Genomic DNA, 21249 nt, shown 5'->3' with positions numbered 1-21249 from the left:
GGAACGCCGCCGGTGACGCAGCCGTCTATTGCGCCTGGCCGCGGATCTCGCGCAACGCCTGCTCGAGGGCTTGTGCCTCGTCGACCGAGAGCGTCCATCGCCGAGATGGGCCGTCGAGTGCGAATTCGGGCGCGACGGCGATCCGTCGACGCGGCTGTGTGTCGTCCTCGAAGCGAACCGCTCGAGCAGGTGCGACCCGGTCGCCGCGCGGTTTCGATGGGTGCAATGGCGGAGACGGAGCGATGATGTAGCCGTCGGTGACGTCGCCGTAGATCTGCAGGTGCGAGTCTTTGGATGCCCATAGCCAGGCCAGCCACGCACACACGATGCCGTCGACCTCGTCCTCGATGCGGTTCAGGTCGATGTGCTTGGTCGCAGTTGCGGCGATGGTGCGCAGCTCGCCCCAGCGCGGCAACTCGGTCACGCGGAGGGTGGGCTCGCGCTTGAGCAGGTCGAGCAGGCGGCTGAACTCGCGCTTGCGGAAGCCGAAGGGGTACTTCGTCTTGTGCTTGTACTTCAAGATCAGGTCGAGCTCCCATAGGCCCACCATCGCGGGATGCGGGTACACCTCGATCGCGACGCCCGAGCGCGGGCCGTCCGGGTCGAGCGGCAGGCCCAGACGCTCGGCCAGCACTGCGCCGCGCGGTGGGTTGAACTCGGGCTTGCCGAGGTTGGTCGAGTGGGCGTACGCGTCGTAACGGCCGAAGTGCTCCTGGATGAGTGACTCACAGCGCCGGCGACCGCTCGCGTTGGTGACGACTAGCGGTGCGTCGATCGCGACGACACCCAACGCATCCGCGTGGTCGGAGATCCAGGCGAGGATTTCGTCGTCACTAAGCGCACTGCCCGAAGCGAGGAGCCTGCCATCAGAGGACACCGCGGCGAGGCCGGTGCGGTTCTTCGGGCCCCACGCCAGGTCGATGCCGGTGGACTGAGGGCGCGGTCATTCCCTCACCCTAGGAGGCGCTGCCCGATGCCCCGTGTCAGAGGGTGCCAATAGGTTCACCACAGGTCGAGACGCCCGCAGCCGATCGGCCCCCTCTCCCCCGACCCCCAGGCCGGTGGGTTCACCCTGTCAAGAGAGACCTCCATGTCCCACACCAACCCCTCGCAGGGCTACGGCCCCGCACAGGCTGGCGGCGCAGCGCCGCAGCAGCCCGCTCCGCAGTACGCCGCGCCGGGCTACGTACCCGCACCCGGCACCGCACCCAACGCCGGCTTCGCGCCCGTGCCCGGGCACGCATCCGCCCCCAATTTTGGCGGGCCGCAGGTGCCGCTGAAGAGCTTCGTCGCGACGTGGCTGTTCGCCATGCTGCTCGGCGTACTCGGCGTCGACCGCTTCTACCTCGGGAAGGTCGGCACGGGCATCGTGAAGCTGCTCACGTTCGGCGGCCTCGGCATCTGGGCGCTCGTCGACCTGATCATCACGCTCGTCGGGAAGCGGACCGACAAGCTCGGACGGCCGCTCGAGGGCTACGAGCAGCACAAGAAGCTGGCGTGGATCATCACCGGGGTCTGGATGCTGCTCGGCGTGATCATCGGGGCCGTCAACGGAGCTACTGCTGGCAACCGCGTGCCCGCCGCGATGCCCGAGGTGTCACAGCCGGCAGCCGAGCCTGCTGCAGAGGTTGAGGAAGAGCCCGCGGCGGAGGCGCCTGCGGAAGAGCCTGCCGAGGAGCCCGCGGCGCCTGTCGAGGAGCCGGCGGACGACGCGGCTTCGTGGGCGGCGGACACCTACGGCACGTTCGAGCCGGTGACGCAGCAGGGTTCGGGCGACTCGATCGTCGAGCTTCCGGCGGGCGCAGGCATCGTCACGTCGTCGCACAACGGGTCGGCGAACTTCATCGTGCAGGTGCTCGACGCGAGCAACGGCTCGACCGGCGACCTGCTGGTGAACACGATCGGCGCGTACAGCGGCACGGCCGTCTACGGCGTCAGCGCCTTCGGCGAGGGCGTGCGCCTGCAGGTGACCGCTGACGGTGCTTGGGAGCTGACGATCGCTCCGGTCGCGAGCGCGCCCGAGCTGGCCGCTTCGGGCTCCGGCGATGGCGTCTTCCTCTACGGGGGCGACGCCGGTGCCGCCGCGCTGACGCACGACGGTGCAGCCAACTTCATCGTGCAGCAGCACAGCGACGACTTCCTCGCCATGGGACTGCTCGTCAACGACATCGGTGCCTACACGGGCACGGTGCCGATCGGTGCGGGACCGTCGGTCGTGACGGTCATGGCCGATGGGAACTGGACGATCGCGGTGCAGTAGCGCAAGGACTGGCGGGCAGCGGCCGCTCTTGCAGTCGCTGCCCGCCTGCTTCAGCGCGAGAAGGTGCCGACGACGCGGTTCTGCTCGAGGATCGCGTCGGCGTACGCGTCGAGGAACTCCTCGCGGCTGGGCTCGCCCTCCACCGCGCGCGAGAGCGCGTAGACCCAGAAGTAGTAGCGGTGGTCACCGTGGCCGACCGGGGGCTGCGGCCCCATCCACGCGGCATCTCCCGCCGAGTTCTTCGCCTGCCTGCCCGCGCCCGCGTCGACATCGCCGCTCTGCGCCGGCAGCCCGTAGACCGCCCAGTGGGTGTAGCCGCGCGGCAGCGGCGCATCCGGGTCATGCACGACGACGGCGAGCTCCACCGCATCCGCCGGCACGCCGTGCACCGCCAGCCTTGGCTGCTCATTGCCGCCGTCGACGGTGAAGCGGTCGGGGATGCGGCCGTTCGGCTCGAAGGCGTCGGTCGTGATCGTCAGGTCGCCGATGTTCAGGCCCATAGGGTGCTCCTTCGTGTCGTCCTGCCTCGACGCTGGCATCGACCGGCCGCGGATACAAGTGGGGCGGCGGATCTCAACGCCAGTGCCCCCGCCACCGGTCGCGCAAGCGCCGGGAGCAGCGCCCGAAGGCGCCCCGCTCTCCACAGAGGCGGCGCGCACCCGCGCGCGGCTCCGTCACTTCGGACGACACTCCCGGCATGGGAATCAGGTATTACGCATACTCCTTCGACCGCGCGATGACCGAGCAGGCGCTCCTCGACCCCCGAAGCTTCATCTCGAGCGATCCACTCGCCGACGCCTGGGGCTTCGAACCGGGCGCGACAGTGGCGGTCACGAACTTCGAGCAGTCCGTCGCGAAGCGCGACATGCTATATCTCGACAAAGCGTGGTCGATGCTGCAGCGGCTCACTGAACCCGGCTCGCTCGATGACCAGCCTCGAGCCGCCTTCCGGATGTTCGAGGGCCGCGTGACCGGCCGCGAGTGGGGCTGGGATGCGTGGGTGCGAGCGCTCACGCCTGAGGAAGTCGTGGCGATTGCGCACGATCTGGCGGGCATCGACGATGCCGAAGCCCGAGCTCGCTTCGTCGAGATCGGATGCTTCGGGCGCCACTCGGACGCCGAGGCCGACTACGGCATGCAGTACCTCCGCGCGGCTCGCATGTTCGTCACGGGACTTGCCGCGGAGGATCGCGGGATGGCCTACCTCATCGGCTGATCGATGACTCGCTCCCCCGCAGACTTCCGTGCTCTTGCTGCGCCAATTCGGGCATCATATGATGCGAGTACTGATGCAAAAGGGGCCTCGATGCGCACCACCGTGACGATCGATGACGAGCTGATCGCACGCGCGATCGAGTTGACCGGCGTGACCGAACGATCGGCACTGCTGCGTGCAGGACTGGAAGCGCTGATCCGGGTGGAGAGCGCCCGACGGCTCGCGGCGCTCGGCGGCACCGACCCGCACGCCGCGGCAGCACCGCGCCGGCGGAGCGGCGCAGCGTGATCCTGGTCGACACCTCTGTCTGGATCGATCACCTGCGCGCCCCGGAGCCGCAGCTCATCGAGTTCCTGACCGAGGACGCGGTCGGATGCCATCCGCTCGTCATCGAAGAGCTCGCATTGGGTTCAATGCACGACCGCGCAGCCTTCCTCGGGCTGCTCGCCAATCTGGTTGCGCTGCCGGCGCTCTCGCATCTCGAGCTGCTCACGCTCGTCGACAAGCGTCGGCTCTGGGGACAAGGGCTCAGCACCGTCGATGCCCATCTGCTGGGAGCAGTGGCGCTCACGCCCGGGGCGCGGCTCTGGACACGCGACAAGCGACTGGCAGCGGCGTGCCGAAGGGCGGCCATCGCTACGTACGACGAGACCGACAGCAGCTGAGAAGCGCTGGACGTCGACGCCAAGCGCGCCTGATTGGCCGGTCAGCGTGAAACCGTCTCCGCAACCTGCCCGGCGGCTTAGGCTCAGGCATGGCCGCTCCCGCACCCCGCTTCCTCGACCTCGCCGATCCCGCCTTCGACGTCACCGCATCCGCTGTGCATGATGCACGCGATGAGGGCTGGTACGCCGAGACGCCGTACGGCTGGGCGGTGCTGCGCTACGAGGAGGGCACGGCGCTGCTGAAGGATCGCCGCTTCCAGCAGGGCAACGCCAAGTGGCCCGACCAGAACGGCATCCACGACGGGCCCTGGCGCGAGTGGTGGCAGCAGACGCTGCTGAGCATCGAGGGCGACGACCACCTGCGGCTGCGGCGGCTGCTCGGGCCGGCGTTCCGCATGAAGACGATCGAGTCGATGCGGCCGCGCTTCCAGGCGCTCGCCAATGAGCTCATCGACGGCTTCGCCGGGCGCGGCGAGGTGGAGTTCGTCAGCGAGTTCGCCGAACCGTACTCCTCGCGCATCCTCTGCATGCTGCTGGGGCTGCCCGACGACGAGTGGCCGCAGGTGGCGCACTGGGCCGACGACCTCGGCAAGTCGTTCGGCATCAACGTGCGGGCCGATCTGCCGCGCATCGAGGCGGCCCTCGAGGGCCTCAGCGGCTACATCGAGCAGGTCATCGCCGACCGCCAGGCGCAGCCGCAGGACGACCTCGTCTCGACCCTGATCGCCGCACATGAAGGGTCGGATGCGCTCAGTCGCCACGAGCTGTCGGTCGCGCTGGTCTTCCTCGCGTTCGCGGGCATGGAGACGACCCGCAACCAGCTGGGCCTCGCCCTGCAGACGTTCCTCGCGCATCCGGACCAATGGGCCCTGCTCGCCGAGCAGCCCGAGCTCGGCGCGCGCGCCGTCGAGGAGGTCATGCGCGTCGCGCCGACCGTCACCTGGGTGACGCGCGAGGCGATCGAGGATGTCGACCTGCACGGCCTGCGCATCCCCGCCGGCGGCATCGTGCAGGTGCTCTCGCACTCGATCGGCACCGACGAGCGGGCCATGGCCGAGCACGCGCCCTTCGACATCCGCATCGACGACCGGCCGCTGCACTCGGGCTTCGGCGGCGGCGTGCACCACTGCCTCGGCCACTTCGTCGCCCGCACCGACATGGCCGTCGCGCTGCCCCTGCTCGCGCAGCGGATGCCGGATGTCGCTGCCGACGGCCCGGGCGAGTGGCTCCCGGTCTCGGGCAACACCGGCCCCGTGCGCTTCCCGCTGCGGTTCACGCCGGCGGGGTGACCGCAGCAGTCTGCGTTGCCTGCGACTCGTTCGTCGGCAGTTCGTCCTCTCGTATCCATCGCGAACCCATGCTAGATTCGGGAAACTCCATGATTCCACCGCCGGTGGAGGATACATGTTTTCGGAGGTCGGGCGCACAATGGACGAGGCACGGCCCGTATCGACGCAGCAGGTGCTCCGTCGGATCGTGCGACTCCTGCGCGCGCCGCTGCCCACCGGCTGGACCCTCACCCAGAAGGATGACCTTCCTGCTGATACGAGCAGCCCGGACGCGATCCTGACGATCAGCGACCCGACAGGGACGTCGGCTGACCTCGTCGTCGAAGCGAAGCAAACGGTCGAGCGACGCGATCTGGGGCGCGTCAGCCAGCAGCTTGATACATACCGATCGGCACGCGGCGGCAGTGCGCGAGGAGTGCTCGTCGCGCGCTATCTTCCACCGCTGGTGCGCGCAGACCTGGAGCAGCTCGGCATCAACTACGCCGACGCCACAGGCAATGTGCGCATCTCGATCGACCGGCCAGCGATCTTCCTCTCGGATCGGGTGACCGACAAGGATCCTTGGCGTCAGCCCGGTAGGCCTCGAGGCAGCTTGAAGGGTGAGCCGGCCGCACGAGTCGTGCGCACGCTACTCGATTGCGCGAACCCGCTTTCGATCTCCGAGGTCATCAAGAGATCCGGTGCGTCGACCGGTGCGACATACCGGGTGCGCGACTACCTGCTTGAGGAGGGCCTCCTGGAGCAGACCGGTGCGACCTATCGCGTGCCGGACTGGCCGAAGCTCCTGCGCGAGTGGGCCACCGAGCACTCGGGGCTCGAGGCCGGCATCAGCCGCCGCTACCTCGAGCCTCGTGGGCTGCCAGCAATGCGCTCCCGCGCGACACGAGATCCGGGATTTCGCTACGCATTCACCGGCAGCGTCGCCGCTGGCGAGTGGGCACCGTACGCTCCCGCAAGGGCCGCCTTCGCGTACGTCGAAGACCTCGAGGGTGCCGCCGAATGGCTGCAGCTCCGACCGACGGAGACCGCACCGAACGTGATCCTGATCGAGCCGACGGTGAAGGAAAGCGCGGTGTTCTTGAATACCCGGCTGGCGCGCGACGGCATCACGCTCGCTTCGCCGTCCCAGGTGGCGGCCGATCTGCTCAACGGCCCCGGACGCAACCCGGGCGAGGCTGAAGAGCTCATCGCCTGGATGCTGCAGAACGAAGGAGCATGGCGACAGTGATCGATCCGGAGGTCGTGCGCGCCCGTCGCGCTCTGCTCGACGCACTGGAGGCGTTGGGCACGCACCGCGACGCGGTGATCCTTGTCGGTGCCCAGGCGATCTACATCCACACGGGCAGCGCAGAAGTGGCGCTTGCGGAGTTCACGAGCGACGCGGACCTCGCGGTCGACCCGAGCCGGCTCGGTGCGGACCCGCTGATCCAAGAGGCGATGACGGCGGCTGGGTTCGTCCCTGATCCCGACCAGGATGCGCTCGGCACCTGGCGCTCACGTGACTGGGTTCCCGTCGATCTGCTGATCCCTGCCACGGTGGCGGGACGCGGTCGGCGCTCGGTCGAGGTGCCACCGCACGACAAGCGTGCGATGCGCCGTGCGGTGGGTCTCGAGGCAGTGCTCGTCGACAACGTGCCGTCGGAGATTCGCTCCTTTGAAGAGGCCGACTCACGAGCGTTCGCCGTCAGCGTGGCCGGCCCAGCAGCGCTATTGGTGGCGAAGTTGCACAAGCTTTACGAGCGCCTGGACGCGCCGAAGCGGATCGATGCAAAGGATGCGCACGACGTCTATCGGCTACTCGTTGCCGTGAGCACAGACGCGCTGGCCGAGTCTTTGACGGCCTTGAGCGGCGACGCGATCTCGATGCGCGCCACCCGCGACGCCATCGGCTATCTGACGGAGCTCTTCGCGGCCGGAGTGGAAGCTCGAGGGTCGCAGCTCGCGGGTCAAGCCGAGGCGCTCGTCGGCGACCCGGCTCAGGTTGCCCTCGCATCGAGTCTGCTGGCGCAGGATCTGATAGTGGCCCTCGAGACGAGGGTGTAGGCCCACCGGGTCGCCGTGCCAGAGAGGACGTCGACCTGCACGGCCTGCGCATCGCCGCCGGCGGCATCGTGCAGGTGCTCTCGCACTCGATCGGCACCGACGAGCGCGCCATGGCCGAGCACGCGGCCTTCGACATCCGCATCCACGACCGGCCGCTGCACTCGGGCTTCGGCGGCGGCGTGCACCACTGCCTCGGCCACTTCGTCGCCCGCACCGACATGGCCGTCGCCCTGCCCCGGCTCGCACAGCGGATGCCGGATGTCGCTGCCGACGGCCCGGGCGAGTGGCTGCCGGTCTCCGGCAACACCGGCCCGATCCGCTGCCCGCTGCGGTTCACGCCGGAGGGATGAGGCCGCGGGCCTGGGTAGTGTCATCCGCCGGCGTCTAAATGGTGGCCAACCCTGGGCTTGTCACACTTTAGAGATATAAAGTGTGGCTAACGGGGCACGAAGCAACGGATAGGGGTCAACTGATGGCGGGTTGGACCGGGCGCGACTGGACAGCGCGCGATGACCCAGGTCTCGCTCGCGATGCTCGGCGCGGAGGCGCATTCCGCTCCTACGAGCCTGACCTTCTCGTGGGGATGGCCGTCACCACCACACCCGAGCTCGATGCGCTGCTCGCGCAGGCCGAGCGTGCCGTCGCAGCACTCGATCATGGGGCCGGCGGCGCCGACCTCGCCGGCATCGCCCGATTCCTGCTTCGGTCAGAGGCGATCGCCTCCTCGCGCATCGAGGGCATCGCTCCCTCCGCGGGCCAGATCGCGCTCGCCGAGCTGGCTGAACATGAGGAGATCCGCACGTTCGGCGAGCAAGCGCGACTCGTTGCGCGGAACATGACCATCGTGCGCGAAGCGACGACGCGACTGGCGGACGAGACGACCGTCGACGCTGCGACCATCGACCGCCTGCATCGCGCACTGCTCGCCGACGAACCGCGCCACCACGGCATCCGCACAGTGCAGAACTGGATCGGAGGATCGGCCTGGCACCCGCTTGACGCGGCGTTCGTGCCACCGCAGCCCGAGCACGTGCCTGCCTTGCTCGACGACCTGGCGGCATACCTCTCGGGCGCAACACACGCGCCGATCGTGCAGGCTGCGCTCGTGCATGCGCAGTTCGAGACGATCCACCCGTTCACGGACGGCAACGGGCGCGTCGGCCGCGCGCTCATCCACACCGTGCTCACCCGCCGCGGGCTCACCGTCAACGCGGTCGTGCCCGTGAGTCTTGTGCTCGCGACGTTCCGCGATAAATACATCGATGGTCTGACCTCCTACCGATACGACGCACCCCCCACGAGCGCCGCTGCTCACGAAGCCCGAGCGAGCTGGTTGACGTTCTTCGCGACCTCGATGTTGCAGGCCGCTGAACGAGCCGAGATCCTGCGCGATGAGATCGCCGCCTTGCGTGAGCGCTGGGCTGCTCAGGTGGAAGCACACCGTTCGGACACTGGTCGACAGCGTCAATTGCGCAGCGACTCCGCTCTCGTGCAGATCCTCGCCGACCTTCCCTCGACACCCGTGCTCACCGCGACGACCGTGACGCGCATCCACGGCGTCTCCGAGAACGCCGCGCTTCGGGCCCTCGGGGACCTGCGCGATGCCGGAATCCTCGAGACCCGCTCGACGGGCACCCGGGCGCGCGCATTCGTCTCCCGCGAGATCCTGGATCTGATCACGGTCACGGAACGACAGCTGGCGTCGACGCGATTCGACACAAGCGCCAGCCCGCCGCACTCTGGAGTTCCAGCATCGCCCGAGTCGCGCTGAATGCGATCAGGCCGGCAGCGGATCGCCGCAGTCGCGGCAGGTGGCGGCGACCGGGACGACCATGAAGCAGTTGAGGCAGGTGGTCTCGCGGAGCGCCGGCGCCGGTGGTGCCGCGGCCGTCGACGCGCGGCTGCGGGTGGCCCCGCCGGAGGCCGTGCGGCGCGGCTGCCGCTGCGCGCGCTCGGGCAGCGGTGCCAGCACGACCGGGTTCCCGCCGTCGGCGGGCATCGTCGCGCCGAAGTGGCGGTAGCAGGCGAGCCGGTCCTCGGCGGCGACCCGCTCGCGGGTGCGCTCGTCGGTGCCGGCCGGCACACCGGGATAGTCGCTGCCGATGCGGCGCTCGGCCGTGACGCACAGGGACGTGAGCTGCGGCTCCCCGCGCTCCACCGCATCCGCCCCCACCCTGCCGAGCACGCGGTCGATCCACTCCTCGACCGGCTGCCGGGTTGTGATGCCGGTGCTCGACTGGATGCGCTCGCTCAGGTCTTGATAGGTGATCCAGGCGCCGTAGTCGCGCGCCGTCTCCAGCAGCACCTCGCGGGCGGCCGGCCACCATTGGCGCACGGCGTCGGCCTGCGAGACGTACTGGCCGTTCGCGAGCTCGGGCATGGGTTCCTCCTCACAGGTGCTGCGTCAACGGTATCGACCCAGCCGTGTGGTGCGAGACTCGTGCAGGACCGGCTTGCGGCGACGCATCCGCCGCGCAAGGCTGGGGGACACATCCGGTCGGGAGGCCAGCATGACCGAGCAGCAGCGCAGTGCGGAGGACGACCGTGCTGATCACCACCGCGCCGATCACCACCGCACTGATCACCACAGCGCCGACGACGACGCCCACGACCACCTCGCCGCCTACCTGAACGAGCACCTGCTCGCCTCGGAGGGCGGGCTGAAGGCGTTCGACGCCGCCGCCGGCACCTGGGCCGGCACCCGCCACGAGCAGACGCTGCGCGCGCTCGCCGACGAGATCGCCCGCGACCGCAAGGATCTGGCGCTGCTGATCGAGCGGCTCGGCTACCGGCCCGCGGGCTGGAAGCGCCTGCTCACCCTCGCCTTCCGCACCGGCGGCAGCGCGAACCCGGTCAACGTCCTGCGCATGCGCGGCGGCTCGATGGCGCAGCTCGAGCTCGACGTGCTCACCGGCATGGTGCGGGCGAAGGTGTCGATGTGGGATGCGTTGCTGACGCTCGCAGAGGACGACCCGCGGTTCGAGGTGCGGATGCTCGAGGCGCTGCGACGCCGTGCCGAGCAGCAGATCACCGAGCTGCAGTTCGTCGCGCACGAGACGGTGCGTGAGCGCTTCCTGCCGGGACGGCATTGATTACTGGCGTTGGACCAGCAGTCCGAAAGCGCTCCACAGGTGCTTGCTCGTAGACAGCGAAAGCGGACGCGCACCGTTAGCCTCGCAACATGAGCGCTCCCGACATCGATGCAGAAGCTGTCGATCGCTTCGCGGCTCTCGGCGGCGACGCACATCTGACCATTGTGCTCGGCGCAGGTGCATCTGCGCCATCTGGCTTGCCTCAATGGGATGAATTCGCGACCCGGCTCGCGACCCTGAGCGGTCTCGTCACCACAGAGGAGAACGCTCGTATCCTGCTCAGCAAACAAGACCACACGATCGTCCTGGAAGCCGCCCGCGTCTTCGCCGGGGACCGGTGGCCACAGCTTCTCGGCACTGCGCTCTTCGGCGACGGCACGTCGGACCCAGTGCCGTCGCCGCTTCACCTCGCCGCCGCTGGCCATCACGCGCAACTTCCCGACTCCACGACGCTTGCGACGTTGAACTTCGACACGCTGCTTGAAGACGCGGTACTGACTTCCGGTGATGGCGTTGTTGTGGGCTGCGACGGAGTGGACGAACCAGGGGTTCCGACCGTGCACCATCTGCACGGGGTTGTCTTCGACGACGACGCTATTTCTCCGATCGTCGGCTATCGCGACTATGCCGAACTCGTGTCCGATGAGCATGCCTGGCAACGCCGTTTCCTGTCAGCCGCCCTGCAGCGGGGACCGATCCTGCTCGCTGGCACCTCTTATCGGGATCCTGACATCCGTCACTGGTTGCATGTCATTCTGCGCGACGAACGACCGCCTCACACGGCATTGGTCACGATCGCACGCGAAGGCCTCGGGCTCGACCGCGAAACTTTCAATGCCATCGAACAGGCACTCACCGCGGAGTGGCAGTCGATCGGATTGTCCGCGCTCACCATGCAAGATCTTGCCGACGTCGCCATAGTGATCCGCGAACTCCAATTCGCCGGCTCTCCCGGCTACCGAGCGCCACGCGAGCGTGCCAGACAGGTGTGGTCAAGTCATGAGCAGCAGTTTCTTGAAGTGCAACTCCAGTACTCTCAAGCGCTCGCGGAGGACACCAAAAGAATCGCGAGCGCGTTGCATGTCGATGTCCATCGCGCCACGCTCTGGCTCGCGGATGGTCATGGCAAGCTCGCGCGATGGTCGACGGAGGGCCATCAGTACATGACGGCTGAGAATCTCAAGCGAATCCCCACAGGTCATGACAGCTTGTGGATCGCGGGCGAGGCCATTGCGGCAGAGGAAGTCAAACTCAAGGGCGTACATAGGCAAACGGGTGTCAGTCCCACCTGGCAGTCGGTCCTCGCCATCCCAATCTTCGTCGGCGACGGTCGCCTGCCCGAGATCGCCGCGGCGGTCGCAACCTTCGGGCTCGATGGAGACGCTGCGCCGTTGCTCGACGTCGAAGACGATTGGTCGAGCGTGGTGGAACAACTGAGCGGCGAGTGGGGAACACGACTGAATCGTGTCTCGTTCACATAAAAGAGGGCTATCGTTGGCCGCACGTCAGGAGGACCGATGACCACGAAGAGCAGTTCGAACCCGCGCAACTCGAAGACCGGCTCGTACACGGTTCGAGTGCAGAAGAGTGCTGTGACTGGCAAATTCGTGTCCGGGTCTAAGCCGCAGGGCCGCATGATCGTTCGCAGCCAGCCCAAGAAGGCGTCATAGAGCGCGAGCGATGCCCGATCTCGTGCGACGCAAGCGAAGGTTGCACTGGCATCGCCAACGCGAAAGATCATCAGGGATGATGGCTACAGCCAACTGCCCGGGAGCTGCATGATCACCGCGACCATCGTCGGCGCCGGACCGAACGGGCTCACCGCCGCCGCCGTGCTCGCCCGCGCCGGCGTCGACGTCACCGTCGTCGAGCGGCTGCCGACCATCGGCGGCGCCACCTCCTCCGCCGCCACCCTCGGCGAGGGCACGATCGTCGACCTCGGCTCGGCCGCCCACCCCTTCGGCGTCACCAGCGCCGCCTTCCGTGCGCTCGGGCTCGAGGAGCCGGAACTGGGTGAGCACCGGCTCGAGTGGGTGCACGCCGACTACCCGCTCGCCCACCCATTGCCCGGCGGCCGCGCCGCCCTGCTGCACCGCGACGCCGAGCAGACCGCCCGCCAGCTCGGCGTCGACCGCGACGCCTGGCTGCGGCTGCACGCGCCCGCGACCGAGCGCCCCTACGACATCGCCGAGGCGATCCTCTCGCCGCTCGTGCGCATCCCCGAGCACCCGCTGCTGCTGGCGCGCCTCGGCCTGCGCGGCGCGTGGCCGGCGACGATGCTCGCGCCCGCGATCTTCCGCTCCGGCGCCGCTCGGGCGCTGTTCGCCGGCGCTGCCACGCACGCGACCCTGCCCCTCGAGCATCCGCTCACGAGCGCCTTCGGCATCGCCTTCGGCGGCGTCGGCCACTCCACCGGCTGGCCGTTCGCGAAGGGCGGTTCACAGGGGATCTCGGATGCGCTGGCTCGCGTCGCGGTCGCCGCCGGCGCCCGCATCGAGACCGGCGTCGAGGTGACCGACCTGCGTGAGCTGCCTCCGTCGGATCTCACCCTGCTCGACCTCACCCCGCACCAGCTGCTGCGGCTGGGCGGGCTGGAGCTCGAGCCCGGCTACACGCGGCGGCTCGCAGGCTGGAAGTACGGCCCGGCGGTGTCGAAGGTCGACTGGCTGCTCGACGGGCCGGTGCCGTGGGAGGACGAGCGGGTCACCGGCGCCGGCACCATCCACCTGGGCGGCACCATCGGCGAGATCGCCGCGGCCGAGCGCGACGTCGCCGCCGGCCGCATGCCAGCGCGACCCTTCGTGCTCGCCTGCCAGCCGACCGCCGCCGACCCGACGCGCGCGCCCGCGGGCAAGCACATCCTGTGGGCGTACGCGCACGTGCCGAACGGCTATCCCGGCGACGCCGTGCCCGCGATCGAGGCGCAGATCGAGCGCTTCGCGCCCGGCTTCCGCGAGCGCATCCTGAAGCGCATCGCCACCCCGCCCGCGGCCCTCGAGTCGTGGAACCCCAACCTGGTCGGCGGCGCCATCGGCGGCGGCTCCCTCGCCGGCACGCAGCAGCTGATGCGACCCACCCTTGTGTCGCCCTACCGGGTGCCGACGACGGGGCGCGGCGACGCATCCGCTATATATCTGTGCTCGTCGTCGGCTCCGCCCGGCGGCGGCGCGCACGGCATGAGCGGCTGGCACGCGGCGCACGCGGCGCTGCGGGATCTGGACTGAGCCCTACCGAGTTCTCCACAGGTTCCAGACCGGGCTGCACTTGCATGTCTAGACCGGCCTACCTTACCCTCATGAAGGAAGCGAGGCGGCGGGACGTGGAGCAGTTTTTGCGCCAGCAGGGGTACTCGGTGCAGCGCGATCGGGGCAATCACACGCTCTGGTCGAGAGCTGCGTCACGGTCGATTCCGATTCCCCGTCATAGCCGGATCTCGCCGAAAGTGCTGCGGGATATCGAGCGAGCGGTCGGGTTCGTCCCCGACGCATGGAGGTGAGCGGCGATGAAGCGCAAGACGTACCGGTTGGACGTCACTCGAGAGGGCCGCTGGTGGATCATCGCCATCCCAGAGCTCGAACTGCACACCCAGGCCCATCGCCTCACCGAAGTAGAGGTCATGGGCCGCGACGTCATCGCACTCTGGCTCGACATCGAACCCGCCGATTTCGACGTCGACGTGCACGTCACGACACCTGAAGTCGCCATAGCGCGATGGACCGAAGCCGAGCGCCTCGATGCGGCTGCGCGCCAGCAGGCGCGAATGGCCGCGAGCACACGGAGAAGCGCCGTGCAGACGCTTCGCGACGCGCACATCAGCGCCGACGACACGGCTCGACTGTTGGGCATCAGTCGTGCGCGCGTCTACCAACTGCGAGAGAAGACGCGCTGAACCGAGGGCCGCGCAGGACGCCGCACGTCATGCGCTACTGCTGCGCGAGCAGCCAGGCATCGGCCGAGCTCCTGCGGCTGACCTACCAGCGACGCTTCGCGACGGCTGCGGTCGGCGTGCGGCCCCGCACCGAGACCGCCACGTTGCTCAGCACGATCAGCGCGATGCCGATCCATTGCCCGAGCCCGAGCGCCTGCTGCAGCAGCAGCCAGCCGGCGATCGCCGCCAGCACCGGGTTGACGCTCGCGAAGGTGCCGTACACGTGCGCGGGCACGCGGCGCAGCGCCAGCAGGTCGGCGATGTACGGCACGACGGAGGCGAGCGCCGCGCAGCCGATGGCGAGCGCGATCGCCGCCGGCGTCGGCGGGTGCAGCACGAACCAGACCGCCCCGATCGGCACCCACACGACCGCCGACACGAGCCCCGCAGCGGCCGTGCCCCGCAGCCCCGGCAGCCGCTGCCCGAGCGTGCGGTTGAGCAGGATGTAGCAAGCCCAGGACGCCGCGGCCAGCAGCGCGAGCGCGATGCCGAGCACATCGGTGGTCGGTCCGGGCTGCGTCAGCACGACGACGCCGGCGCCCGCCAGCACCGCCGCGCCGATGTCGAGCACCCGCCGCGAGGTCACCACCGCGACCGCGAGCGGGCCGAGGAACTCGAGCGTCACCGCGAGCCCGAGCCCGATGCGCTCGATCGCCGCGTACAGGCTGAGGTTCATCACGCCGAACACCAGCGCGAGCCCGAGGATCGGCCGCCACTGCTGCCCGCTCATGCCCCGCAGCGCCGGCCGCACGATCGCCGTGAGCATGATCGCCGTCGCGACCTGCCGCACGGCCACGACTCCCACGGGCCCGAGCACCGGGAACGCCATCGCGCCCAGTGCGGCACCCGACTGGTTCGAAGCGGCGGCGGTGAGCATGAGCGCGATGGCACCGCGGCGCTGCTGCGGGCGGGCGGATGCGTCGGGTCGCGCGGGCGCGCGGCCGCCGGTGTCGCCGGTGGCGCCCGCGCCGCCCGTGCCGATGGTCTCCATGCCCTGACCGTACGAACGCATCCGCCAAACACCTAGTGCATGTCGTGCGGCTGCCATACGCTCGCGATATGGATTGGAGCCTGCGCGAGCTGCGCGTGTTCGTGACCGCGGTCGAGGCGGGCTCGTTCACCGATGCGGCGGCCGAGCTCTTCACCTCGCAGGCGGCCGTCTCGCGCACGATCGCGAGCCTCGAGCGCACCGTCGGTGAGCGCCTGCTGCGCCGGGTGCCCCGCGGCTGCGAGCCCACCGGCACCGGGCAGCAGCTGCTGCCGCATGCCCGGCGGGTGATCGCGGAGGCCGACCGCTTCACCGAGTTCCTGCGCTCGCGGCAGGGCGCGCTGAAGCTCGGCTACGCGTGGGTGGCGCTCGGGCAGCACACGGCCCGCGTGCAGCGCGAGTGGGCGCAGCAGCACCCGCAGCTCGAGCTGGAGCTCGTGCGGCACAACTCCCCCACCGCTGGGCTCGCCGAGGGCCGCTGCGACGTCGCGATCGTGCGGCGGCCCGTCGACGAGCAGCGGTTCGAGTCGGTGGTCGTCGGGCTCGAGCGCCGGCTGGTCGCCTTCCCCGCCGACGACCCCGAATGGGCACGACGGCGATCGCTCAGCCTTGCCGAGATCGCCGAGCGCACGGTGCTCATCGACCCGCGCGCCGGAACAACCAACCTCGAGCTCTGGAGCGACGCACCGCATCCGCCCCGCACCATCGAGTCGACCGACGTCGACAGCTGGCTCGATGCGATCGCGGCGAACCGCGGCGTCGGCACCACCGCCGAGGCGACCGCGCACCACCACGCCCGCCCCGGCATCCGCTTCCGCTCGGTGAAGGACGGCCCGCGCATCGCCGTGCGCCTCGCCTGGTGGCGTGACGAGGCGCCAGCCGGGCTGACGCAGCTGATCGATGCGGTCACCGCCGCGTACGGCAGCGGCGGGCGACGCGGCTGACGCGTCGGGCGGCACCAGCGAATCCGCGCCCCTGTGGACGACTGCACCGCGCAGGCGGCGCGATCTGGTAGGTGTACCACCTCGAATCGCGGAGGTACTCTATGACCATGCCGACCACCCGCCCGCGCTACCAGGTCACCGAGACCGATGCGCTGGCGCGCGCCCTCGCGCTCGCCGAACAGGAGTGGCCCGGCGAGCCGCGCTCCCGACTGATCGAGCGGCTCGCGACCGTCGGCGCGACGCGGCTCGAAGCCGATCGGGCGGAGAGCCAGAGGAGACGTATCGCTGCGCTCGACGCGATGGCCGACCTCTATCGCGGCATCCCAACGGACTACCTCGAGGAGCTGCGCAAGGGCTGGCCGGAGTGATCGTCCTGGATGCCGGGATCCTGATCGCCGCCTGGAACCGCAGCGATGTCCACTACGACCTCGCGTACACCGTGCTCGAGGCGAATGCGTCCGCAGTGATGCACTCGGTCAACCTGGGCGAGGCGCTCGTCTACTCCGTGCGGCAGGGCGAGGAGGCGAGGGCGCGAGCGGCGCTGGAGGAGCTCCGGATCCGCGCCGCAGAGCCCTCGCCCGACGAGGCGTTCTCACTCGCGCGCGTGCGGGCGGTCACCGGTCTGCGGATGCCCGACTGCTGTGCGCTCGTGATCGCCGAGCACCTCGGCCTGCCGCTCGCGACGTTCGACCGCCGGCTCGCCGAGGTCGCCCGCTCACGCGGCGTCACCGTTCTGCCCTGACGGGGGTTGCCCGCGCCGCGCCGGGGCGTGACGCTTGCTGCAGGAGGTGACGCATGGACTGGGCAGCGACGATCGCCTGGCTCGACGCCCCGCACGCCGAGCTCGCCCGGCAGGTCCTGCAGCGCGGCACCGCCGCGATCTTCGCCGTCGCGTTCCTCTCGACGCTGCTGCAGTTCCCGGCGCTGCTGGGCGAGCGCGGCCTGCTGCCCGCCCCGCGATACATCCAGGCGGGCGGCCTCGACGGCGTACCCAGCATCTTCCGCTGGCACTACTCCGACCGGGCCCTGCGCATCCTCTGCCTGATCTGCATCGCGATCGCGCTCACCCTGGTCGCCGGCCTGCCGCAGCTCGGCCCGCCGTGGCTGCCGATGCTCGCGTTCCTCGCGCTCTGGATCGTCTACCTCTCCATCCTCCCGATCGGCCAGGTCTTCTACGGCTTCGGCTGGGAGCTGCTGCTGTGCGAGGCGGGGTTCCTCGTGGCGTTCCTGGGGTCGGATGCGTCGGCGCCCCCGACCCTGACGCTCCTGCTGGTCGTGTGGCTGGTGTTCCGCCTCGAGTTCGGCGCCGGCATGATCAAGATCCGCAGCGGGCGCGAGTGGCGCGACCTCACCGCGCTCACCTACCACCACGAGACGCAGCCGATGCCGGGGCCGCTCAGCCGCACCGCGCACCTGCTGCCGCGCTGGTTCCACCAGGGCGAGGTGCTCGGCAACCACGTGGCGCAGCTGGTCGCGCCGTGGGTGCTGCTCGTCGCGGCGGTCGCGGCGACCGGCGCGGTGCCCGGCGACGACGGCGCGGCGGTGGGCGCAGCTGGCTCAGCCGCCGCCATCAGCGCCGCCTTCGGCGCCATCGCGACGGTCGCCGCCGCGATCGTCATCCTCACGCAGCTCTGGCTCGTCATCACCGGCAACTTCGCCTGGCTCAACTGGATCACGATCGCGCTCGCCTTCGCCGCCGTCGACGACCGCGCGGTGGCCTGGCTGCTGCCCGGCTGGCGCGCTGCCGACGGGCCACCGACGCATGCCTACGAGCCGACGCCCGTGTGGTTCAGCATCCTCGTCGTGCTCGTCTTCGTCTGGTACCTGTGGCTGTCGATCCCCTCGGTGCGCAACCTCTTCTCGCGCCGCCAGCTCATGAACGCCTCGTTCAACCGGCTGCGGCTCGCGAACGCCTACGGCGCCTTCGGCACGGTCACGAAGCACCGCGACGAGATCGTCATCGAGGGGCTCCCGGCGGCGACAGCCGGGGCGGCAGCCGACCAGGCAGTCGGGGCGGATGCGTCGGGTGACGCCGCAGACGACGACCACGACGACGGATGGGTGGAGTACGGCTTCAAGGGCAAGCCCGGTGACGTGCGGCGCGTGCCCGGCTGGTTCGCGCCCTACCACCTGCGGCTCGACTGGCTGATGTGGTTCCTGGCACTGGGCTCGCACGGGCCGTGGTTCCGCGAGCTGCTCGTGAAGCTGCTCGAGGCCGACCCGGCGACCCTGCGGCTGCTCGGCCACGACCCCTTCGACGGCGAACGGCCCGCGGCGGTGCGGGCGCGCATCTACCGCTACCGCTTCGCGACGCACGCCGAGCACCGTGCGACCGGCCAGGTCTGGATGCGCGAGGATCGCGGGCTGCTGGTGCCGCCGATTGCCAGCGGACCCCTCCGAGATCGTGGGACCCGCTAGAACGGGACCCCGAATCTCGAACAGGTCCCAGAGGCTCGAACGGGACCCCGAATCTCGAACAGGTCCCAGAGGCTCGAACGGGTCCCCGAATCTCGAACGGGTCCCGCCTGCGAGCCGCTGCCACCCGCTCAGGCTTCCGGCTGCTCGCTCGCCGCCCAGTCGATCCGCTCCCGGATCGCCCGCAGCGCGAAGATCACCGAGGCGAGGCCCGACTGGGGCTCGTCGACGCTGATCACGCGCCGGTAGAGGGCGTCGATCGCATCCTGCGAAGCAGCGGATGCGGCGGGCACGTCACCCAGGTCGTGCCAGGCGTGGATGTGCGCGGCGAGCGCCGCCACCGCATCCGCTGCCAGCTGCCGCTCGTCCTGCTCGATGTCGATGCCCATCGGGTGCTCCCACGCGGTGCTCGCGACCGCGTCGAGCACATCCCCCATCCGGTGCACCACCGCGCGCAGCGCCGCCAGTGCGCGCTCGTCGACGCTGAGGTCGTGACGGTTCCACAGCATCCGCACATTGAATCGTCGTGCCTCGCGCGCCTCGCTCACCTGCTGATCGAGCTGCTCGACCACCGCGCGCAGCTCCGACCCCCACCCGGCCCAGTCCCGCCGCTCCGGCGGCCACGGGCCGTGCATGGTCTCGGCCAGCACGTCGACGCGCTGCGCGAGGTCGTCGACGGCCTCCCGGATTTGCGTGCGCGTCTCCTTGTCGTAGAGCGCCGGCAGCACGAGCGCGTTGACGATCACGCCGACCGCCATGCCGAGCGCGAACTGGCCGACGTACCCGATCGCATACCGGTCGGGATTGGCGCCGCCGAAGAGGATCACGAGCACCGCCACCACCGGCACCACCATCGCGCCCTGGCTGAAGCGCGGCACGCCCTGCAGCAGCACGGCGACCAGGCCGATCAGGCCGATCTCGAGGATGCCGTTCCAGTCGAGCCGGATCATGAGCAGGCCCAGCACGGCGCCGCCGGCCATGCCGATCGCCTGCTGCAGCGCGGTGCGGCCGATCGTGAAGACGGTCGTGCCGACCGCCACGAAGGCGCCCAGCGGAGCCGCGTAGGCATAGTTGTCGAAGTCGCCGCCCGTCTGGGAGCCGATCAGCCAGGCGACCATCGCGGCGATCGCCGTGCGCACCGCGATCGCGAGGCGGAACAGCGGCACCGCCCGCTGCACGCTCCGCTTCGCGACGCGCGCGCCCTCCCTCGCCTGCGGTGTGATCGAGCCGATCACCTGCTCGGCGCCGTGCAGCAGCTCGCCGGCGTCGGCCGGCGGGTCACCATCGACCCGCGAGGGGGCGTCGACCCGCTCGGGGCCGTCGGCCCGATCGGCGTCGTCGGCGGATGCGTCGCGGCGCCCGGCAGGTTCGGCAGGGTGCTGCGGCGGTTCCTTTGGTCGGGCCACGGCCCCAACCTAGCCCCGGGCGGCCGCGCGCGGCAGTGGCATCGCCTCCGTAGACTTCCCGCACGCCTCGTCACCACCCGCCCTCGCATCGACGGAGACGCCATGAGCCCGACGCATCCGCCCCTCACCGGCGCCGCCGCCTGGTCGGTGCTCGTGCGCGATGCGGCGACCGGCGAGACCGTGCTGGAGCACCAGGCCGACGCGGTGCGCTCGGCCGCATCGGTGCCGAAGCTGCTGCTGCTGGCGACCTGCGCGGCGCTCATCGAGGCGGGCGAGCTCGCCGCCGACGAGCCGCTCGACCGCGCGAGCGTGGCGCCCGTGGGCGACTCGGGCATCTGGCAGCACCTCGCGCAGCGCACGCTGACCGTCGACGACGCCGCGACGCTGGTCGGCGCCGCGAGCGACAACCTCGCCACCAATGTGCTGCTCGAGCGGGTGGGGACGGATGCGGTGGCCCGCGAAAGCGCGCGGCTCAGGGTCGGTGACGTGGTGCTGCACGATGCCGTGCGCGACGAGCGGCTGCCGGAGCATCCGCCGCGGCTCGGCAGCGCCTCGGCCGCCGGGCTGGTGGCGCTGCTGTCGCGCCTGGAGGCGGGCACGCTCGGCTCGCCGGCGGTGAGCGAGCGGGTGCGCGGGTGGCTGCGGCACTCGCTCGACCTGAGCATGGTGGCGTCGGCGTTCGCGCTCGATCCGCTCGCGCACGGCGCTGAGGCCAGCCCGATCTCGCTGGTCAACAAGACCGGCACGGACTCCGGCGTGCGGGCAGACGCCGGCATCGTCCGCGGGCGATCGCGCACGCTCGTCTACGCGGCGATCGCGAACTGGCCGGCCGCCGCTGCGGGGCCTGCCGGTGGCGGGACGGCTGCGGGCGCGACGGCTGCCGGCGGGGCCACTGCCGGCGGATCCACTGTCGGCGACGCGCGCTTCGCCGTGCTGGCATCGATGCGCGCGATCGGCGAGCTGCTGCGGGAGGCTGTGGAGAGCGATCGCGGGTGAGCACCGC

General features: G+C 70.2%; 24 protein-coding genes. 18 read left to right on the top strand and 6 right to left on the bottom strand.

Translation table 11 applies throughout. From position 1 onward, the window contains the following. Window positions 1–25: 25 nt before the first annotated feature. Window positions 26–916, bottom strand: a complete 891-nt coding sequence (locus J1M46_RS12485) for a DUF429 domain-containing protein (RefSeq protein WP_241249665.1) — start codon at window positions 914–916, stop codon at window positions 26–28. A gap of 174 nt (window positions 917–1090) precedes the next feature. Here J1M46_RS12485 and J1M46_RS12480 point away from each other — a divergent pair, with 174 nt between their 5' ends. Beyond that, entirely contained in the window at window positions 1091–2260 is a 1170-nt protein-coding gene (locus J1M46_RS12480; protein WP_206448096.1) for a TM2 domain-containing protein, read from the top strand. Between the two features lie 50 nt (window positions 2261–2310). On the opposite strand, the gene J1M46_RS12475 is transcribed toward J1M46_RS12480, so the two are convergent. Then, entirely contained in the window at window positions 2311–2760 is a 450-nt protein-coding gene (locus J1M46_RS12475) for a YbhB/YbcL family Raf kinase inhibitor-like protein (protein ID WP_206448095.1), read from the bottom strand. A gap of 197 nt (window positions 2761–2957) precedes the next feature. Between J1M46_RS12475 and J1M46_RS12470 the strand changes: the two genes are divergently transcribed. The 7 genes from J1M46_RS12470 (at window position 2958) to J1M46_RS12440 (ending at window position 7823) form a co-directional block, all read left to right on the top strand. Continuing rightward, on the top strand, window positions 2958–3476 hold the full coding sequence (locus J1M46_RS12470; RefSeq protein WP_206448094.1) for a DUF1877 family protein: 519 nt from the start codon (window positions 2958–2960) through the stop codon (window positions 3474–3476). A gap of 90 nt (window positions 3477–3566) precedes the next feature. Next, window positions 3567–3764 (top strand): type II toxin-antitoxin system VapB family antitoxin, encoded by a 198-nt coding sequence (locus tag J1M46_RS12465; RefSeq protein ID WP_206448093.1) that lies wholly within the window; start codon window positions 3567–3569, stop codon window positions 3762–3764. Further along, on the top strand, window positions 3761–4141 hold the full coding sequence (locus J1M46_RS12460) for a PIN domain-containing protein (protein WP_206448092.1): 381 nt from the start codon (window positions 3761–3763) through the stop codon (window positions 4139–4141). The genes J1M46_RS12465 and J1M46_RS12460 overlap by 4 nt, the downstream gene beginning before the upstream one ends. Before the next feature lie 89 nt (window positions 4142–4230). After that, window positions 4231–5430: a cytochrome P450 gene (locus J1M46_RS12455; protein ID WP_206448091.1), complete on the top strand. Its 1200-nt coding sequence runs from the start codon at window positions 4231–4233 to the stop codon at window positions 5428–5430. Next, on the top strand, window positions 5339–6658 hold the full coding sequence (locus J1M46_RS12450; protein ID WP_206448090.1) for a hypothetical protein: 1320 nt from the start codon (window positions 5339–5341) through the stop codon (window positions 6656–6658). Before J1M46_RS12455 ends, J1M46_RS12450 begins: the two co-directional genes overlap by 92 nt. Further along, window positions 6646–7473, top strand: a complete 828-nt coding sequence (locus J1M46_RS12445; protein WP_206448089.1) for a GSU2403 family nucleotidyltransferase fold protein — start codon at window positions 6646–6648, stop codon at window positions 7471–7473. Before J1M46_RS12450 ends, J1M46_RS12445 begins: the two co-directional genes overlap by 13 nt. 74 nt (window positions 7474–7547) lie before the next feature. Beyond that, window positions 7548–7823, top strand: coding sequence for a hypothetical protein (locus J1M46_RS12440; RefSeq protein ID WP_206448088.1), 276 nt, complete (start codon window positions 7548–7550; stop codon window positions 7821–7823). Window positions 7824–8179: 356 nt separating this feature from the next. Here the strand turns inward: J1M46_RS12440 and J1M46_RS15500 are convergent, their stop codons facing one another. Next, window positions 8180–8416 (bottom strand): hypothetical protein, encoded by a 237-nt coding sequence (locus J1M46_RS15500; protein WP_241249757.1) that lies wholly within the window; start codon window positions 8414–8416, stop codon window positions 8180–8182. On the opposite strand from J1M46_RS15500, the gene J1M46_RS12435 reads away from it, so the two are divergent. Further along, window positions 8309–9244 (top strand): Fic family protein, encoded by a 936-nt coding sequence (locus tag J1M46_RS12435; protein WP_241249663.1) that lies wholly within the window; start codon window positions 8309–8311, stop codon window positions 9242–9244. The genes J1M46_RS15500 and J1M46_RS12435 overlap by 108 nt on opposite strands. Window positions 9245–9250: 6 nt before the next feature. Here J1M46_RS12435 and J1M46_RS12430 read toward each other — a convergent pair whose 3' ends face one another. Continuing rightward, entirely contained in the window at window positions 9251–9853 is a 603-nt protein-coding gene (locus J1M46_RS12430) for a hypothetical protein (RefSeq protein ID WP_206448086.1), read from the bottom strand. 130 nt (window positions 9854–9983) lie between these two features. Here J1M46_RS12430 and J1M46_RS12425 point away from each other — a divergent pair, with 130 nt between their 5' ends. The 4 genes from J1M46_RS12425 (at window position 9984) to J1M46_RS12410 (ending at window position 14454) form a co-directional block, all read left to right on the top strand. Continuing rightward, window positions 9984–10565 (top strand): hypothetical protein, encoded by a 582-nt coding sequence (locus J1M46_RS12425; RefSeq protein WP_241249116.1) that lies wholly within the window; start codon window positions 9984–9986, stop codon window positions 10563–10565. An 89-nt stretch (window positions 10566–10654) separates the two neighbouring features. Further along, the gene (locus J1M46_RS12420) at window positions 10655–12046 is read left to right on the top strand and encodes an SIR2 family protein (RefSeq protein ID WP_206448085.1); all 1392 of its coding nucleotides are present in this window, start codon (window positions 10655–10657) and stop codon (window positions 12044–12046) included. A 297-nt stretch (window positions 12047–12343) separates the two neighbouring features. Further along, window positions 12344–13789 carry a phytoene desaturase family protein gene (locus tag J1M46_RS12415; protein ID WP_206448084.1) on the top strand — a complete coding sequence of 482 codons (1446 nt, stop codon included), beginning with the start codon at window positions 12344–12346 and terminating at the stop codon, window positions 13787–13789. A 278-nt stretch (window positions 13790–14067) separates the two neighbouring features. Beyond that, window positions 14068–14454, top strand: a complete 387-nt coding sequence (locus tag J1M46_RS12410; RefSeq protein WP_206448083.1) for a hypothetical protein — start codon at window positions 14068–14070, stop codon at window positions 14452–14454. Window positions 14455–14536: 82 nt separating this feature from the next. Here J1M46_RS12410 and J1M46_RS12405 read toward each other — a convergent pair whose 3' ends face one another. Beyond that, entirely contained in the window at window positions 14537–15484 is a 948-nt protein-coding gene (locus tag J1M46_RS12405; protein WP_241249115.1) for an EamA family transporter, read from the bottom strand. A gap of 68 nt (window positions 15485–15552) precedes the next feature. Here J1M46_RS12405 and J1M46_RS12400 point away from each other — a divergent pair, with 68 nt between their 5' ends. The 4 genes from J1M46_RS12400 to J1M46_RS12385 all read left to right on the top strand — a co-directional run bounded on the left by J1M46_RS12400 (window position 15553) and on the right by J1M46_RS12385 (window position 18843). Beyond that, on the top strand, window positions 15553–16425 hold the full coding sequence (locus J1M46_RS12400; RefSeq protein ID WP_206448082.1) for a LysR family transcriptional regulator: 873 nt from the start codon (window positions 15553–15555) through the stop codon (window positions 16423–16425). A 107-nt stretch (window positions 16426–16532) separates the two neighbouring features. Continuing rightward, on the top strand, window positions 16533–16793 hold the full coding sequence (locus tag J1M46_RS12395) for a hypothetical protein (protein ID WP_206448081.1): 261 nt from the start codon (window positions 16533–16535) through the stop codon (window positions 16791–16793). Then, window positions 16790–17167, top strand: a complete 378-nt coding sequence (locus tag J1M46_RS12390; RefSeq protein ID WP_206448080.1) for a PIN domain-containing protein — start codon at window positions 16790–16792, stop codon at window positions 17165–17167. Before J1M46_RS12395 ends, J1M46_RS12390 begins: the two co-directional genes overlap by 4 nt. Window positions 17168–17220: 53 nt before the next feature. After that, a complete protein-coding gene (locus J1M46_RS12385) occupies window positions 17221–18843 on the top strand; it encodes a lipase maturation factor family protein (RefSeq protein WP_206448079.1) in 1623 nt (540 codons plus the stop codon). Window positions 18844–18971: 128 nt separating this feature from the next. Here the strand turns inward: J1M46_RS12385 and J1M46_RS12380 are convergent, their stop codons facing one another. After that, window positions 18972–20246, bottom strand: a complete 1275-nt coding sequence (locus J1M46_RS12380) for an FUSC family protein (RefSeq protein WP_206448078.1) — start codon at window positions 20244–20246, stop codon at window positions 18972–18974. Between the two features lie 102 nt (window positions 20247–20348). Between J1M46_RS12380 and J1M46_RS12375 the strand changes: the two genes are divergently transcribed. After that, complete coding sequence (locus J1M46_RS12375; protein ID WP_206448077.1) at window positions 20349–21242, top strand: serine hydrolase; 894 nt, start codon at window positions 20349–20351, stop codon at window positions 21240–21242. The last annotated feature ends 7 nt before the right edge of the window (window positions 21243–21249 follow it).

It is taken from the genome of Agrococcus sp. KRD186 (assembly GCF_017168255.1).
Lineage (GTDB): Bacteria > Actinomycetota > Actinomycetes > Actinomycetales > Microbacteriaceae > Agrococcus.
Note: the sequence above shows the minus strand (reverse complement) of the source record. Positions and strands in the feature narration are given on the sequence as shown.